16 protein-coding genes are annotated in these 15,190 nt (G+C 60.0%); 6 read left to right on the forward strand and 10 right to left on the reverse strand.

The features are described 5' to 3' along the window. Window positions 1-43: 43 nt before the first annotated feature. From rfbA to AC2444_RS06305, 9 genes are all read right to left on the reverse strand, one after another. Window positions 44-913 (reverse strand): glucose-1-phosphate thymidylyltransferase RfbA, encoded by an 870-nt coding sequence (gene rfbA, locus AC2444_RS06265; RefSeq protein WP_012756888.1) that lies wholly within the window; start codon window positions 911-913, stop codon window positions 44-46. 10 nt (window positions 914-923) lie between these two features. Further along, window positions 924-1,811, reverse strand: coding sequence for a dTDP-4-dehydrorhamnose reductase (gene rfbD / locus AC2444_RS06270; RefSeq protein ID WP_012756889.1), 888 nt, complete (start codon window positions 1,809-1,811; stop codon window positions 924-926). 3 nt (window positions 1,812-1,814) lie between these two features. Then, window positions 1,815-2,870 (reverse strand): dTDP-glucose 4,6-dehydratase, encoded by a 1,056-nt coding sequence (rfbB, locus tag AC2444_RS06275; protein ID WP_012756890.1) that lies wholly within the window; start codon window positions 2,868-2,870, stop codon window positions 1,815-1,817. A 6-nt stretch (window positions 2,871-2,876) separates the two neighbouring features. After that, window positions 2,877-3,455 carry a dTDP-4-dehydrorhamnose 3,5-epimerase gene (gene rfbC, locus AC2444_RS06280; RefSeq protein ID WP_012756891.1) on the reverse strand — a complete coding sequence of 193 codons (579 nt, stop codon included), beginning with the start codon at window positions 3,453-3,455 and terminating at the stop codon, window positions 2,877-2,879. 23 nt (window positions 3,456-3,478) lie between these two features. After that, a complete protein-coding gene (locus AC2444_RS06285; protein ID WP_012756892.1) occupies window positions 3,479-5,455 on the reverse strand; it encodes a hypothetical protein in 1,977 nt (658 codons plus the stop codon). A gap of 250 nt (window positions 5,456-5,705) precedes the next feature. After that, window positions 5,706-6,512, reverse strand: coding sequence for a hypothetical protein (locus AC2444_RS06290; protein ID WP_012756893.1), 807 nt, complete (start codon window positions 6,510-6,512; stop codon window positions 5,706-5,708). A 316-nt stretch (window positions 6,513-6,828) separates the two neighbouring features. Next, window positions 6,829-7,344, reverse strand: a complete 516-nt coding sequence (locus AC2444_RS06295) for a GNAT family N-acetyltransferase (protein ID WP_012756894.1) — start codon at window positions 7,342-7,344, stop codon at window positions 6,829-6,831. Between the two features lie 10 nt (window positions 7,345-7,354). Next, window positions 7,355-7,858, reverse strand: coding sequence for a cupin domain-containing protein (locus tag AC2444_RS06300; RefSeq protein WP_012756895.1), 504 nt, complete (start codon window positions 7,856-7,858; stop codon window positions 7,355-7,357). Window positions 7,859-8,073: 215 nt separating this feature from the next. Next, window positions 8,074-8,433, reverse strand: coding sequence for a hypothetical protein (locus AC2444_RS06305; protein ID WP_012756896.1), 360 nt, complete (start codon window positions 8,431-8,433; stop codon window positions 8,074-8,076). Between the two features lie 346 nt (window positions 8,434-8,779). Between AC2444_RS06305 and ribH the strand changes: the two genes are divergently transcribed. The 3 genes from ribH (at window position 8,780) to AC2444_RS06320 (ending at window position 12,058) form a co-directional block, all read left to right on the forward strand. Beyond that, complete coding sequence (gene ribH, locus AC2444_RS06310) at window positions 8,780-9,235, forward strand: 6,7-dimethyl-8-ribityllumazine synthase (RefSeq protein ID WP_003558337.1); 456 nt, start codon at window positions 8,780-8,782, stop codon at window positions 9,233-9,235. Between the two features lie 3 nt (window positions 9,236-9,238). Then, the gene (gene nusB, locus AC2444_RS06315) at window positions 9,239-9,721 is read left to right on the forward strand and encodes a transcription antitermination factor NusB (RefSeq protein ID WP_012756897.1); all 483 of its coding nucleotides are present in this window, start codon (window positions 9,239-9,241) and stop codon (window positions 9,719-9,721) included. 198 nt (window positions 9,722-9,919) lie between these two features. Further along, window positions 9,920-12,058, forward strand: a complete 2,139-nt coding sequence (locus AC2444_RS06320; RefSeq protein ID WP_012756898.1) for a sodium-translocating pyrophosphatase — start codon at window positions 9,920-9,922, stop codon at window positions 12,056-12,058. Between the two features lie 96 nt (window positions 12,059-12,154). Here AC2444_RS06320 and AC2444_RS06325 read toward each other — a convergent pair whose 3' ends face one another. After that, on the reverse strand, window positions 12,155-12,688 hold the full coding sequence (locus tag AC2444_RS06325) for an outer membrane protein assembly factor BamE (RefSeq protein ID WP_012756899.1): 534 nt from the start codon (window positions 12,686-12,688) through the stop codon (window positions 12,155-12,157). Window positions 12,689-12,826: 138 nt separating this feature from the next. Here AC2444_RS06325 and AC2444_RS06330 point away from each other — a divergent pair, with 138 nt between their 5' ends. The 3 genes from AC2444_RS06330 (at window position 12,827) to plsX (ending at window position 15,179) form a co-directional block, all read left to right on the forward strand. Next, the gene (locus AC2444_RS06330; protein ID WP_041935494.1) at window positions 12,827-13,468 is read left to right on the forward strand and encodes a ubiquinol-cytochrome C chaperone family protein; all 642 of its coding nucleotides are present in this window, start codon (window positions 12,827-12,829) and stop codon (window positions 13,466-13,468) included. A gap of 11 nt (window positions 13,469-13,479) precedes the next feature. Further along, entirely contained in the window at window positions 13,480-14,034 is a 555-nt protein-coding gene (locus AC2444_RS06335; RefSeq protein ID WP_012756901.1) for a YceD family protein, read from the forward strand. Window positions 14,035-14,132: 98 nt separating this feature from the next. Then, complete coding sequence (gene plsX, locus AC2444_RS06340) at window positions 14,133-15,179, forward strand: phosphate acyltransferase PlsX (RefSeq protein WP_012756902.1); 1,047 nt, start codon at window positions 14,133-14,135, stop codon at window positions 15,177-15,179. The last annotated feature ends 11 nt before the right edge of the window (window positions 15,180-15,190 follow it).

The following is a 15,190-nucleotide window of genomic DNA, read 5'->3' on the forward strand; positions in this document are numbered from 1 at the left end:
CATCCAACTGCATGTCTGCGACGCGGCGCCAGCCCCCGATAGCTCACCAATCCGGGGACAGCTTCGTCAGATACTGGCCGTAGGCACTCTTACCGAGCTTGTCCGCGAGCTTGGCGAGGTCGTCCTGCGAGATGTAACCCATGCGCCAGGCGACCTCTTCGGGGCAGGCGATCTTGAAGCCCTGGCGTTTCTCCAGCGTGCTGACGAAACCTGCGGCATCGAGCAGGCTGTCCGGCGTGCCGGTGTCGAGCCAGGCATAGCCCCGGCCCATCAGCTCCACGAAAAGCTGGCCGCGCTCGAGATAGGTGCGGTTGACATCGGTGATTTCCAATTCGCCGCGCGGTGACGGCTTCAGGTTGGCGGCGATATCGACCACCTGCTGGTCGTAGAAATAGAGGCCGGTCACCGCCCAGTTCGATTTTGGCTTCTTCGGCTTCTCCTCGATCGACAGGGCATTCATCTTTTTGTCAAAGCCGACAACGCCATAGCGTTCCGGATCGGTGACGTGATAGGCGAACACCGTTGCGCCTTCCCGCCGACCCGTGCCGGATTTCATGATTTCCGGCAGTCCGTGCCCGTAGAAGATGTTGTCGCCGAGAACGAGTGCCGAGCTGTCGCCGTGCACGAAGTCGGCGCCGATGATGAAAGCCTGGGCGAGGCCGTCCGGGCTCGGCTGTACGGCATAGGTCAGCGAGATTCCCCATTGCGAGCCGTCACCAAGAAGGCGCTTGAAGGCTTCGACGTCGTGAGGCGTGGTGATGATCAGCAACTCCCTGATGCCTGCGAGCATGAGCGTCGTTAGCGGATAGTAGATCATCGGCTTGTCGTAGACCGGCATCAACTGTTTCGAAACGGCCTGCGTGATCGGATGCAGACGCGTGCCTGTGCCGCCGGCGAGAATAATTCCCTTCATGCCCATCTCCTTAAAGACCCTTATTCAAAAGGTCTTGCATGACAAACGTCATGGACTGCTTCCACTCCGGCAGCCGGATTCCATAGGTTCTGGCGAGCTTGTCGCCGTTGAGACGTGAATTGGCGGGCCGCTTCGCCGGTGTCGGATAGTCCGCCGTCGGGATGCGCTCGACGCCGACGTTTCTGCCGCCGGATTTAGAAAGCTCCGTGAATATCTCTTCGGCGAAGTCCGCCCAGCTTGCCTCGCCGCTGCCGGTCAGGTGAAAGGTGCCGCGCAGCGATGGCGCAGGGTCCGCTACGATACGGGATGCGATCGCAAGAATCGCGTCGGCGATGTCGAGTGCCGAGGTCGGGCATCCTGTCTGATCGGCGACGACGCGAAGATGATCGCGCGTCTCGGAAAGCCGCAGCATCGTTTTCACGAAGTTGGCGCCAAAGGGCGAATAGACCCAGGCGGTACGCAAGATGACGTGGTTCGGGTTCGCCGCCGCGACGGCCTTCTCGCCCGCGAGCTTCGAACGCCCATAGACGGAGATCGGCGCCGTCGCATCCTCTTCGGAATAGGCGGAGGCCTTGTCGCCGCTGAAGACGTAGTCGGTCGAAATGTGGATGACCGGAGCCCCGATCCGCGCAGCAGCCTCGGCAACCGCCCCGGCGCCTGCTGCGTTGACGGAAAAAGCAAGCTCGGGTTCGCTCTCGGCCTTGTCGACCGCCGTATAGGCAGCCGCCGAGACGATCACATCCGGCCGCAGAGCCGAGAAGGCGGCTGCGATGCTTACAGGATCCGCGAGGTCCATTTCCGGGCGCCCGACCGCGCTGATTTCGACGCCCATTTCGGCGCCACGTCTGAGCAGCGACTGAACGACCTGGCCCTGTTTGCCGGTGACGGCAATGCGCATCGCTTATCGTCCCTTGAAAACGCCGAGGCGTTCGCCGGAGTAGACGTTTTCGCGCAACGGCCTCCACCACCATTCGTTTTCCAAGTACCAGTGCACGGTCTTCTCGATGCCGGTTTCGAAGGTCTCTTGCGCCTTCCAGCCGAGTTCGCTTTCGAGTTTGGAGGCGTCGATCGCATAGCGTGCGTCGTGTCCGGGGCGGTCCGTGACGTTGGTGATCAGGCGTGCATGCGGTCCCTTGTCACTGCAGACGCCGTCGAGAATAACGCAGATGCGATGAACGACATCGATGTTCCTGCGCTCATTGCGGCCGCCCACATTGTATTTTTCGCCGGGGCGCCCACTGGATGCGATCGTGAAGAGCGCGCGGGCGTGGTCTTCGACATAGAGCCAGTCGCGGACATTCGCGCCATTGCCGTAAACCGGAAGAGGCTTGCCCTCCAGTGCGTTCAGGATCATTAGCGGAATGAGCTTTTCGGGGAAATGGAACGGGCCGTAGTTGTTGGAGCAATTCGAGACAACGACGGGCAGGCCGTAGGTGCGGTGCCAGGCGATCGCCAGATGGTCGCTGGCGGCCTTGGAGGCGGAGTAGGGCGAGGACGGGTCGTAAGGCGTCGTCTCCTCGAAGAGGCCCTCGTCGCCGAGCGAGCCGTAGACCTCGTCCGTCGAGACATGCAGAAAGCGGAAGGCACTCTTGCGGCGAGCGTCGAGCCCATCCCAATAGTGCCGTGCGGCATCCAGCAGGCTGAATGTGCCGACGATGTTGGTCTGAATGAAATCGGCTGCACCCGAGATCGAGCGGTCGACGTGGCTCTCTGCCGCGAGATGCATGACGATATCAGGGCGAAAAGACGCGAATGCTTCCTGCATCCCGACGCGGTCGCAGATGTCGGCGCGCAGGAATTGATAGTTCGGCGCCGATTCGACGGATTTCAGCGATGCCAGATTGCCGGCATAGGTCAGCGTGTCGACATTCAGCACCTCGGCGCCGATCTCGCTGACGAGATGGCGCACCAATGCCGATCCGATGAAGCCCGCTCCGCCCGTGACCAGTATGCGCATCGTCGATCAATCCCTGGGTTGCTGTGCTGAACAGGAAAAATGGCCTGGCAGGTCGGCGAGCCGCGGCAGCGTCTTGTCCTTGTCGGACAATACCATGTCTCTCTCATAGAAGGGCCAGCGGATACCGATCGCCGGATCGTTCCACGCGATGCCCCGATCGTGCTGCGGGCTGTAGGGTGCGGTTACCTTGTAGCTGATGACGCTGTTCGGCTCGAGCGTTGCGAATCCGTGTGCGAAACCGGCCGGTACCCAGAGCTGCATGCCATTTTCCGGCGAGAGCTCCTGAGAGAGCCATTTACCGAAGCTCGGCGATCCCTCGCGGATATCGACGACGATATCCATGATCCGCCCGGCAAGACAGCGCACCAGCTTGCCCTGTGCGAAGGGCGGTATCTGGAAATGCAGCCCCCGGACGGTGCCGGTCTGCGCCGAAAGCGATTCATTGTCCTGGATGAACGTGACGTCGGCCACATTTTCCCGGAACCACGCATCCTTGAATACTTCGGAGAAGTAGCCGCGGTGATCGCCGAAGCGCGGCGGCGTGATCGCAATGATGCCCTCGATGGCCGTGGTCTCAATACGCATGACTTACCTTTTTGCGGCCTTTATCAAGCGCCCGCCCTCATGACGCTCATCAGCATGTCCGCCTGCGAGCGGCTTCGCATGGCCGCAAGGCCTGCCGCGGCAATGGCATCGCGCTCGTCGGCATCTGCGATCAGCTTGTAGCAGCGCTCGATCATGTCGTCATAGGGCTCAATTGCCAAGCCGCCGATGAAGGGCTGAAGGTCCGGATCGCGGATGTCGCCTTCCGTCAGCACGCAAACGCGATTGGCGAGCAGATAGGAAATGCGCACGATCTCGAAGACGCCGCTCGCATAATGATGGATGTTGATCACGATCTTGGCGCGGGCAATCGCCGCATCGCGTTCCGCGCCGTAGATGTTGAAGAGGTGCGCGACCTCGAGTCCGCCGTCCTTCAGCGTCTTCAGGATATGGTGGCGGCGTTCGTTCATCGAGCCGTAGAAGAGCACGTCGATATCTTTGACGGCGGCGTGCTGTATCTGGCTGAGGCAGCCGCTATAGCCGATCTCGAGCACGCCGGCGTGATCAATGCCTTTGGCGGCGAGATTCTCCCGGTTGCGCGGGCTGTAGTCGAGAACCGGAAGCGACTTCAGGATCGAGGTGTAGCGCGAATTGATCCAGATGCTTTCTTCGGACACCTGCTCGAGATTGATGACGACGCTGTCCTTTGGCAGATGGCTGACGATTTCGGCGGGGAGAAGATTGCCGCCATAAATGATCGGCGCACGGCCGGCGAATGCGTTCATGTCCCGGGTGATCGGTGCTGAGCCGCCGAGTTCCTCGAAGGCGCCCTGTAGGCCAAGCGCGACTTCGTCGAAGGCGTGGCTGTGATTGTAGTTGTCGGGCGTCACGATCCAGATGCAATGACGATCCTTGTGTGCCTGCCATCCGCCGGCAAAGGGCTGCAACAGGTTGCGGAGCGGCTGCTCGATCTTCGGCGCGGCTGATATAGCGGGCCTTTCCGTCTGCACCGGCTGCGGCTGTACCGGGGAAGCGCCTGACGCCTGAGGGGCATAGGCGCGCATCAATTCGCGGCCGCCGATAAATTGGCCCCGCGGCATCCAGCCGGGCGGATCATCAGCGCCCCAGATAAGGTGCGGCTGCTTGATCAATGGTTGACGGCCCTCCTGCCAAGAGGTCAAGTGGGCCTGGTCGCGGCTCAGAAGAAAAGCCTCCTTGGCGGCGAAGAGACCATGCAGCATCCGGCCGAGGCGGACGCCGAACTTCCACTCGAAATGGGCAGGCGCCGGCACGAAGGCGGCGATCTTCAATCCTTTGGCAGCAGTCTGCTGGACATAGAGCCCGAGCAGCCGCTCGATCACGAAGGGGCGCATCGTTGCGTTGGCGTCGCGTGAATACTGCGCCGAACCGGCATAGGCAGTGCCCGCCGGCGTGCCGAGGCGCGCTTCATTTTCCAGCGATCCCAGAATACGTTCGCAGAAGGCGAAATATCCGGACCAGAACTTCCTGTTGCCGCAGAAATAGTTGCAGAACGCGAAGGTGGTTTTGTCTTGCGGCGGTGCGATCGGATAGCCGAGCTCCTGGATATGCAGGAAGATCGGGTCCATGCCTGGATGGCCGCCAAGCAGCGAATGTTCCCAGACGTTGCTGTAGATCGCGGCGTGGCCGATCAGTGGATTGTAGAGATAGGCATCCGCACCTTCCGCCCTGGCCTTTTCCGCCTCGGTGACGAAAGCCGGAAAGCTCGTCACCGACTTCATCTCGAATTTGCTGGAGAGCAGCCCCCAAAACACGTCGTCGCCGAGGCCGATCGCCTCGTGATGCTGATGCAGCGTGAGGAAGAGTTCATATTCGCGGGTCGTAGCCTGCGTATTGAACGAGATGTCGAGCGGCATGGCAGCCGCATCGAGCTGGCTGCGCTGCGAGGGATCGAGATAAGGCTGATAGACAATGACGGATCCAGTGCCCGCAGCCTTCTCCGTGAGAAGCGCCAGATCAGGAAGACCGGCCGGCAAAGAAGAAATGGGCTGATTGATCGTCAAGGTATTGTCCTTCGCGAAGGGCTGCCGTCTGTATGGGAAATCCGCAGAACGGCAACTCGAGCCTGTTTGGTGCCTACTATTTGAGGTGAAGCTTGCGCCACACTGTTCGCAGAACTTTCACTGGTCAGCCTGGCGGGAGTGTGGGAGCTCGACTATCTGGGGTCGGCCTTTTCTAGCCAGCTTCATTGGCTCAGCCGCTTCTGCTGCCAGTATCGCAAAGAGTTGCGATTTTACGTTGGGCCGCCTCGGTTTATACGCCGCTTTTGTAGACCCCATCATTCGATACGGTCGCTATTTCTCCGAACAAGGACCCAGGTAAGCTATTGCCATAGAGTTCGGCTATCCGTTTGATTAGAAGATAGCTTCCCAGACGCTCCTGGCAAAATGAGATCGCACGTTTCTGCACGGGGTCTTCGGATTGAAACGGTTGATATCGTTTCGCAAATTCAAAAGACGGCGCCACAAGGCGCACAAAAGTATCCAGCCACCAGTCCGTCGGATACGTGCCGAGTTCAATGCCTCCAGGAACGAAAGTGCTGGAATTAAAAAATTGCAAAGCTTCGGCTTGCGTTAAAGTGTTTGCTTCGATTGCAAACGCTGTATATCGCAGGAAGTCAACAATATTGTGGAAGCGTGCATAGTGTTGAGATATGTTATGGAGATTTAATGGCCGAGGTAAGAAGAAGCTTTCTGTAAAAATCGCCGGATTCTCCGGTTTTATGATTCCTACTTCTTCTGAGGTTGCTGTATTCATCCCGGGATATTCGGGATTTGGTGTTCCTATTTTTAGTCGTGTTAAAAATTTACGATACTGCCAGATAGTAATGTTGCGAGGCTTTGCTGCTTCTTCGGAAACGACTTTCGCGATTACGATCGTTCCCAGCGATCCTGACAATTTCGCGTGAATCTCCTCCGGCTCGCTGAAAAAATCATAGCCGGCAATGACATCCATTCCCTTGTTGTCCAAAGGAGGTTTAGAATTGAGCCATATGATTTTCGAGCCCTCGGGAGGAGGGTAGCTCGGCAAATCCTTGTGGCAAACAATGAAAATGGTCATATTTGTGATCAGCCTCTTATGGATGGGGAGTTTCTGCCGGCTGCAATTACCACGCGGCTCGCCCGTCAATGCTTAGTTGTGTCAAGGTGGCGGACGGCAGTATTCCAAGCGTTTCTGCCTCTTGTCAGCGACTCTAAAGTGCGTTCCTTGCGCGTAGCAGGTGCGAAGTCCGGACCCATCCGGGGATGAAGTTGGGTGTCGCAAGTTGAGGGTGTCGATATCCATTTTCTTAAACTTGCCGTTGCTGTTGGCGATGTCGGCAAATGTCAGCAAGCCCGCAATGGCGCGCGCTATGTTGCCCGCTTGGTGGAATTCCCTACCGCGAAAACTGAATGATCTCGCCATTGTACTGTGTGCGCGCCGTCTCGCGGAAGCCGAGCTTGGCTGCGACCCGCAGCGAGGCCTGGTTCTCGGGGCTGATGATGCAGCTCATCGGTTTTCCTGGGAAATGCGTTTCCGCCCAGCCGATCAGGACGGTCAGCGCCTCGGTGGCATAACCGCAGCCGTGCGCCGAAGGCATCAGCGCCCAGCCTACCTCCATCGTCCCCTCGATCGAGGGTTCCATCTCGCGCCGGGCTTCGAGGAAGCCCGCTTCGCCGATGAACCGGCCGCTCTCCTTTTCGACGATCGCCAGAAAGCCGAAGCCCATATGGTGCCACATGCCGGCAATGCGCAGCATGCGGCTCCAGCTCTGCTCACGTGTCGACGGCACGCCGGTGATGAAGCGCACGACATGCTCGTCCGCCCACAGCGCCGCGTGCGCGTCGAAATCGTCGAGGCGGTGAGGGCGAAGCGTCAGCCGCGCCGTTTCGAGAGTCGGAATGTCGGTCACATCGGATCCTTCATGCGCCGGGCTCGCCGTCCCAATAGTCGAGATCGCCTTCCGACCGTCCGATGTGGCGGAAGCGCTTGGTTTCTGCACCGTCCCTGTTCGTCTTGGCAAGGAACTTTCCGGAATCGGGATATTCGACGATCTCGGTCTTCGCCATGGTCGAGATGCCGAGATAGACGAGTGTGGCGGTGCCGGTGTTGATGATCTGGTGCGCCGTTTCCGGTCCGCCTGCCGGCGCGCCGAGCACATCGCCGGCCTTGATCGCATGGCGCGCGTCGCCGAAGCGGTATTCGCCGGCGCCCGCGATCACATAGAAGAGCTCGTCTTCGACGTGATGGTTGTGGAAGGGGCAGCCCGATTTGCCGGGCGGTACCTCGTTGTAGCTGACGCCGAGGCCGGCCAGGCCAAGTAGCGCGCCGAAAGAGGTGTCGGTGCTTTCATAGAGCTCGCCCTGTTTCCAGTGGTCGAGCTTGAGATCGGCGGTATTGATCACCGCCTTCTGTTCCGTTGCCATGACGTCCTCCTGTTTCAACAAGAGAAGCCGTCATCCCGGGAAAATTCAATGATTATCTGGGCCTATCTCTGATATCCCCAGCATGGGCGGAGAGGAGACCGCCGCCCATGCTATGAGCGCCACGCATCGAACAAGGTGCGCCAGACGCTCGATCCCTTTTAACCCACGCATACCCCCGAAGATCGTTCCGATTTTCGGGGGTATGCGCTGGAGCGTCAGCGGACGTAGAAGGTCAAGCTTCCATCGGCTGCCTGCTCGGCGTTGACGATGTTGCGGACGTCGACGCCTTCGTTGTTGAGCCGGTGGGCAAGCGACCTGTTGGCGTCGATCGAGGCCTGGATGCCGTGAACGGCCTGACCAGAACGTTCCGGTGCCGAGCGCGGACCGGTCGTCTCGTCGTCGAGGTTACGCCAGTTGTGGACCTGCTCGACATTGAAGTCATTGCCGTGGAAGGTCCTGAGTGTCTGCTCGATGCCCTGGGCCGTGTTCATCCCAAGGCTTTCGGCCCGGCTGACGCCGGCAAAGGCGAGGGAAGAGAGGGCGGCAGCGAGGGTGATGGTGAGAACGCGGTGCATGATTGGTATCCTTTCATCTGCTTAGACGGTCGGCTGTCGTTGCAGGGGATCGTCTGCGTCACGACATGGAATTGGCGTTCTCGCATTCGCGATTCAATGGGTTAAGCCACTGAAAATCCATTAAGAATTGTTCATAAAAATTGCCTTCGAATTGCCGCTTTCCGGGCGACCGGGAAAGCTGATTTGAGAGGCTTGCCCAGCTGTGCATCTATAGTGCTGCTATCCCCTTGCAGAATTTCGTCTTTCGTATTGCGGCATCAGGCGAAATTGCTTGCCATTCGGCCGAAGGCATGTTTTGACCGCGGGCTGCCGAGTGGGTAAATGTCCCGCCAACCGAAGGTGAACCATGCCGAGAGAGACCGCTCCCCATATTTTGATCGTTGAGGCCCGCTTCTACGACGACATGGCCGACGCCCTGCTCGAAGGCGCAACCTTCGCATTGACAGAGGCCGGCGCCACCTTTGAGGTTGTCACCGTTCCCGGCGCACTGGAAATTCCGGCAGCGATTGCTATGTCGCTCGATGGAGACGACAATGGCGGAACGCATTATGACGGCTATGTCGCCCTCGGCATGGTCATTCGCGGCGAGACCTATCACTTCGATATCGTGTCGAACGAATCCTCGCGCGCCTTGATGGATCTTGCGGTCAGCGAGTCCCTTGCCATCGGCAACGGCATCCTGACCGTCGAAAACGACGAACAGGCATGGGCGCGCGCGCGCCGCTCGGATAAGGACAAGGGCGGATTTGCCGCTCGTGCAGCTCTGACCATGATCGAGCTGAAGCAGAAACTGGGTGCATAACGAATGAACGACGACAAGACGGAACGGCCGGTCAAGACTGCAAACCAGCGGGGCGCTGCCCGCCTTGCTGCCGTTCAGGCACTGTATCAGATGGATGTCGGCGGCACCGGCGTTCTGGAGATCGTCGCCGAATACGAGGCGCACCGTCTTGGCCAGGAACTTGACGGCGCGACCTATCTGAAGGCCGATGTCGCCTGGTTCCGTTCCATCGTTTCCGGCGTCGTGCGCGATCAGGTCCGCCTCGATCCGCTGATTGCCGCAGCCCTGCAGGATGATTGGGCCTTATCGCGCCTCGACAGCACCGTGCGCGCCATCCTGCGCGCCGGCGTCTTCGAGATCACCGACCGCAAGGACGTTCCGGTGGCGGTCATCGTCACCGAATATGTCGAGATCGCCCAGGCCTTCTTCGATGACGACGAGCCGAAGCTCGTCAACGCTGTGCTCGACCGCATCGCAAAGCAGGTCCGCGGCGAGGCGAAGAAATAAGTCTTTAGCCGCCAAATAATCCCCCTACGTCTTTCTTCGTACCGCAATGGTTTTCGCCCCTTGCGGTCTTGACGCCACGTGATCGACCACGCAATCTCGGCACCGCTTAGCTGTGGCATTTCTGTGGAGAGGAAGGCGATTCGGCGGCGTATCTGCCGGAGAAGGAGTGATCTCCGGCCTATGGGAGGAAAGAGCGAAATGACGATTCTTTTATGCGTAATCGCATGCGGTCTGCTCTCGGTGGTTTATGCCGCCTGGGCAACCCGGTCGGTGCTTGCCGCCGATCAGGGCAATAGCCGCATGCAGGAGATCGCGGGCTATATCCGCGAAGGCGCTCAAGCCTATCTGACGCGCCAGTACAGAACCATTGCCATTGTCGGCGTTGTTGTTTTCATTTTAGCCTGGCTGCTTCTTTCCGGCGAGGCCGCTATCGGCTTCCTGATTGGCGCCGTGCTTTCCGGTGCTGCTGGTTTCATCGGCATGCACGTCTCCGTCCGCGCCAATGTGCGCACCGCCCAGGCGGCTTCCGTCAGCCTTTCCGCCGGCCTCGACATCGCCTTCAAGTCGGGTGCGATCACCGGCATGCTGGTGGCCGGCCTGGCGCTGCTCGGCGTCTCCATCTACTATACGGTATTGACCATCGGGCTCGGCCATGAGAGCGGCTCGCGCGAAGTCATCGATGCGCTGGTGGCGCTCGGCTTCGGCGCGTCGCTGATCTCGATCTTTGCCCGTCTCGGCGGCGGCATCTTCACCAAGGGCGCCGATGTCGGCGGCGATCTCGTCGGCAAGGTCGAAGCCGGCATTCCCGAGGACGATCCGCGCAACCCGGCAACGATCGCCGATAACGTCGGCGACAATGTCGGCGACTGCGCCGGCATGGCCGCCGACCTTTTCGAGACCTACGCGGTCTCTGTCGTCGCCACCATGGTTCTCGCCGCGATCTTCTTTGCCGGCGCGCCGATCCTCCAGTCGGCGATGGTCTATCCGCTGGCGATCTGCGGTGCCTGCATCATCACCTCGATCATCGGCACTTTTTTCGTCAAACTCGGCTCGAACGGCTCGATCATGGGCGCTCTCTACAAGGGCTTGATCGTAACCGGTCTGCTGTCGATCGTCGGCCTTGGTGCTGCCACCTCGCTCACCATTGGCTGGGGATCGATCGGTTCCGTCGGAGGCGCCGATATATCCGGCACGCACCTCTTCCTCTGCGGCATCGTCGGCCTTGTCGTCACTGCGCTGATCGTGGTGATCACCGAATACTACACCGGCACCGGCAAGCGTCCGGTCAATTCGATCGCCCAGGCCTCGGTCACCGGTCACGGCACCAACGTCATCCAGGGCCTGGCCGTTTCGCTGGAATCGACGGCCTTGCCTGCCATCGTCATCGTTGGTGGCATTCTTGCCACCTATCAGCTCGGCGGCCTGTTCGGCACCGGCATTGCGGTCACGGCCATGCTCGGCATCGCCGGAATGATCGTCGCGCTCGACGCTTTCGGACCGGTAACGGACAATGCCGGCGGTATCGCCGAAATGGCGCATCTGCCGCCGGAGGTGCGCAAATCCACCGATGCGCTTGATGCAGTCGGCAATACGACCAAAGCCGTCACCAAGGGCTACGCCATCGGTTCTGCCGGTCTCGGCGCTCTGGTTCTCTTCGCGGCCTACTCTTACGACCTCAAATATTTTGCGGCGAATGGCGACAAGTTCCCATATTTTGCCGGCATCGGCGAAATTTCCTTCGATCTTTCCAACCCTTACGTGGTGGCGGGATTGATCTTCGGAGGTCTCATTCCTTACCTCTTCGGCGGCATCGCGATGACCGCCGTCGGCCGTGCGGCCGGCGCGATCGTCGAGGAAGTCCGCCGTCAGTTCAAGGAAAAGCCCGGCATCATGCAGGGCACGGAAAAGCCGGATTACGGCAGGGCGGTCGACATTCTGACCAAGGCCGCCATCCGTGAGATGATCGTGCCGTCGCTGCTGCCGGTGCTGGCGCCGATCGTCGTCTATTTCGGCGTGCTTCTCATCTCCGGCTCCAAGGCCTCCGCCTTTGCCGCCCTCGGCGCATCGCTGCTCGGCGTCATTATCAACGGCCTCTTCGTCGCCATCTCGATGACATCAGGCGGCGGCGCCTGGGACAACGCCAAGAAGAGCTTCGAAGACGGTTTCGTCGACAAGGACGGCGTGCGTCACATGAAGGGTTCGGATGCGCACAAGGCCTCCGTCACCGGCGATACCGTCGGCGATCCCTACAAGGATACCGCCGGCCCCGCCGTCAACCCGGCGATCAAGATCACCAACATCGTCGCGCTGCTGCTGCTCGCCGTTCTCGCCGGATAAACAACGTCGCCGGCTTGGCACAATTCAAGCCGACACAGCGACCATAAAAAAACCCGCCGGAGCGATCCGGCGGGTTTTCGTATGAGGCGTGTCCGATCAGCGCAGGCTGCTTGGGTTCTGCGGCGTGCCGCCGGCGCCGCCGCCGAACAGGCTGCGGGCAGCACTCGCGGCGCTGCCGCCGGAAAGCATCTGTTGCAGGAAGGTGAGTTCCTTGCCGCCGGTCGGCGTGACGCGTCCGATCGTGTCGAACACCTTGCCGTCCTGCAGCGCATAGTTGGCGCGGCGGCTGACGACGCCGTCCTTGTCGAAATAGATCGCCAGAACGCTCTGATCGACGACCTTCAGTTTCTGGAAGGCGACCGCACGCGTGCGCCGCTGCGAGATGTAGTAGAAGACTTCGCCGTCGAAGGTCGCCGTCGTCGACGGGGTGCCGAGCGAAAGCAGCACCTGCTCGCGGCTGGAGCCTTCCGGAACGAGGTTCAGCGACTGCTGGTCGGCGACGTAGCCGCCGTTGAGAACGGTGCTGGTCTGGCAACCGGAGAGAGCGGTAGTGGAGGCAATTATGAGGGCAATGGCCGCATTGCTGAAGAATTTCATGTCAGACTTGAAATACCGTTTCTTCAACGACATCTACTCCCTGTGAGTGTCGATAGCAGCCATTCTGGGCCTTGCACGCTTTACCTCCTGCAAAACCATTGTGGCCATTCCGGGTCGAATGTCCCGAATTCGCTTCGCTGACGCGTCGAAGGCGTCGTCCCGAAACTGGCCATGATCGGCATTGCAATTCGCGCCTGCTTCGGTAAACCAGCTTTCGAAATCATGCAACAAGGCCAAACGCCAGCCGGCATGAAGAATGAGGCATTTCCGGAAAAAACAATGATCCTCGGGCTCTTCCGCAAGAAAAACAACAATCAAGCGATCGTCGACAGGCAATATGCGGCGTTGGCGGCGGCCGCGCGCATGCCGGAACTCTACGAGCGCCTCAATGTGCCGGATACGGTCATGGGCCGTTTCGAGATGCTGTCGATTGCCATGATTCTGTTTTTTCGCCGCACCCGTGCTTCCGCCACCAGCGGCCAGGAGATCGCCCAGGAGATCGTCGACGCTTTCTTCCAGGATATCGACTATTCGATCCGGGAACTCGGCATCGGCGACAACAGCGTGCCGAAGCGTATGAAGAAGCTCGCCGGCATGTTTTACGGCCGGCTCGAAGCCTATTCGAAGGCGATGGACACAGGCGATGCCGAAGCCCTCGCTCTTGCCCTTCAGCGCAATATCTACCCCGAAACCTCGGCGCCGGCCGATATGTCCGGTCTCGCCGGATGGATGATGGTTGCAGAATCGCATCTGTCCGCCGCGGCCGAAGAGGTAATCGCCACCGGTTCGGCAACGCTCCCGCCGGTCAGCTGAAGGAGGAAACGATGCAGAATGATCGGGACGGTGTTCCCTTCTCCTATCACGTCAAGGTCGGCCATATCTCGGCCAACCCCGTCGAGGTCCATGTCGAAGCCGACGCCAGCGAACTGAAGGCGTTGGCCCGGACCTGGAATGTCGTCTCCGTCGACGATCTCAGCGCCGATCTGCAGATTGCCCGCTGGAAGCGCGACGGCGTGCGCATCAAGGGCCGGGTGAAGGCGAAGATCGTCCAGTCCTGCGTCGTGACGCTGGAACCGGTCGAATCCGCCATCGACGAGAGCTTCGAGCAGATCTTCGTGCCGGAGGGCTCCAAGCTTGCCCGTCAGGCCGGCAACGACGCCGGCGAGATGCTGCTCGATCCAGACGGTCCCGATCTGCCCGAAAACTTTGTCGGCGATACGATCGACGCCGGCGAGGTGGTTGCCGAATTCGCCGCGCTCGCGATCGATCCCTATCCGCGCAAGCAGGGTATCGAATTCTCCGGCCACGTCGAAGACAGCGGCGAGGACGACAAAAAGCCTTCCGCTTTCGCAGCTCTCAAGGACTGGAAAAAGGACTGAAGCCCCTCTGGCATTTGACACAATTCAGTTGTAAGCGACGCCAAAACCGGTATTTTGGCCGAAATTTCGCCCTCGGCGAAAAGAAGGATCAGGGACGCGTGATCAGAATATCTCTCGACCTCATGGGTGGCGACTTTGGTCCCCAGGTTGTCATCCCCGGCGCCGCCAAGGCGTTGGATCGGCATCCGGATATTTCCTTCGTTCTCTACGGTCTCAAGGAACAGTGCGATCCGGTTCTCGCCAAATTTCCGAAACTCAAGGAAAAATCGATCTTTCACGACTGCGAGCTTGCCGTCGCCATGGATGAGAAGCCGAGCCAGGCGCTGCGCCGAGGCCGCTACATCTCCACCATGTGGCGCTCGATCGAGGCGGTGAAGACGGGGGAGGCCGATGTCGCGGTCTCGGCCGGCAATACCGGCGCACTGATGGCGATGGCGAAATTCTGTCTGCGCACCATGGCCAATATCGAGCGTCCGGCGATTGCCGCGATCTGGCCGACGCTGAAGGGTGAGAGCATCGTGCTCGATGTCGGCGCGACGATCGGCGCCGATGCGCAGCAGCTGATGGATTTTGCCCTGATGGGCGGCGCCATGGCGCGCGCGCTTTTCGAAGTCGAACGTCCGACGGTTGGCCTTCTCAACGTCGGCGTCGAGGAGATGAAAGGCCAGGAGGAGGTCAAGGAGGCAGGCCGGCTGTTGCGCGAGGCAAACATCGACTCGCTCGAATATTCCGGCTTCGTCGAGGGCAACGACCTTGGTAAGGGTACGGTCGACGTCGTCGTCACCGAAGGATTCTCCGGCAACATCGCGCTCAAGACCGCCGAAGGCACCGCCAAGCAGATCGGCGAATATCTGCGGGCCGCCATGTCGCGCACGCTGCTCGCCCGTATCGGCTACCTCTTCGCCAAAAGCGCCTTCGACATGCTTCGCGAGAAGCTCGATCCGAGCAAGGTCAATGGCGGCGTGTTTCTCGGCCTGAACGGCATCGTCATCAAGAGCCATGGCGGGGCGAATGCCGAAGGCATCGCAGCCGCCATCGAAGTCGGCTACGACATGGCCAAGAACGGCCTCAATCAGAAAATAGAAAACGATCTTAAGAAATATCATGCCAAGCGGCTGCCCCCGATGGGCCCGGAAGCGGCATGAGCGATGGGGTT

The organism is Rhizobium sp. WSM1328 (assembly GCF_057653715.1).

What these genes read in the sequence shown, in the direction of transcription:
- AC2444_RS06300 (WP_012756895.1), bottom strand. Translation starts at nt 7,858, where the DNA reads ATGGCAACGGAACAGAAGGCGGTGATCAATACCGCCGATCTCAAGCTC.
- rfbD (WP_012756889.1), bottom strand. Translation starts at nt 1,811, where the DNA reads ATGCGCATTGCCGTCACCGGCAAACAGGGCCAGGTCGTTCAGTCGCTG.
- AC2444_RS06335 (WP_012756901.1), top strand. Translation starts at nt 13,480, where the DNA reads ATGCAGAATGATCGGGACGGTGTTCCCTTCTCCTATCACGTCAAGGTC.
- AC2444_RS06325 (WP_012756899.1), bottom strand. Translation starts at nt 12,688, where the DNA reads ATGTCGTTGAAGAAACGGTATTTCAAGTCTGACATGAAATTCTTCAGC.
- rfbB (WP_012756890.1), bottom strand. Translation starts at nt 2,870, where the DNA reads ATGCGCATACTGGTCACGGGCGGAGCGGGCTTCATCGGATCGGCATTG.
- AC2444_RS06305 (WP_012756896.1), bottom strand. Translation starts at nt 8,433, where the DNA reads ATGCACCGCGTTCTCACCATCACCCTCGCTGCCGCCCTCTCTTCCCTC.
- rfbA (WP_012756888.1), bottom strand. Translation starts at nt 913, where the DNA reads ATGAAGGGAATTATTCTCGCCGGCGGCACAGGCACGCGTCTGCATCCG.
- ribH (WP_003558337.1), top strand. Translation starts at nt 8,780, where the DNA reads ATGCCGAGAGAGACCGCTCCCCATATTTTGATCGTTGAGGCCCGCTTC.
- AC2444_RS06320 (WP_012756898.1), top strand. Translation starts at nt 9,920, where the DNA reads ATGACGATTCTTTTATGCGTAATCGCATGCGGTCTGCTCTCGGTGGTT.
- AC2444_RS06290 (WP_012756893.1), bottom strand. Translation starts at nt 6,512, where the DNA reads ATGACCATTTTCATTGTTTGCCACAAGGATTTGCCGAGCTACCCTCCT.
- nusB (WP_012756897.1), top strand. Translation starts at nt 9,239, where the DNA reads ATGAACGACGACAAGACGGAACGGCCGGTCAAGACTGCAAACCAGCGG.
- rfbC (WP_012756891.1), bottom strand. Translation starts at nt 3,455, where the DNA reads ATGCGTATTGAGACCACGGCCATCGAGGGCATCATTGCGATCACGCCG.
- AC2444_RS06330 (WP_041935494.1), top strand. Translation starts at nt 12,827, where the DNA reads ATGATCGGCATTGCAATTCGCGCCTGCTTCGGTAAACCAGCTTTCGAA.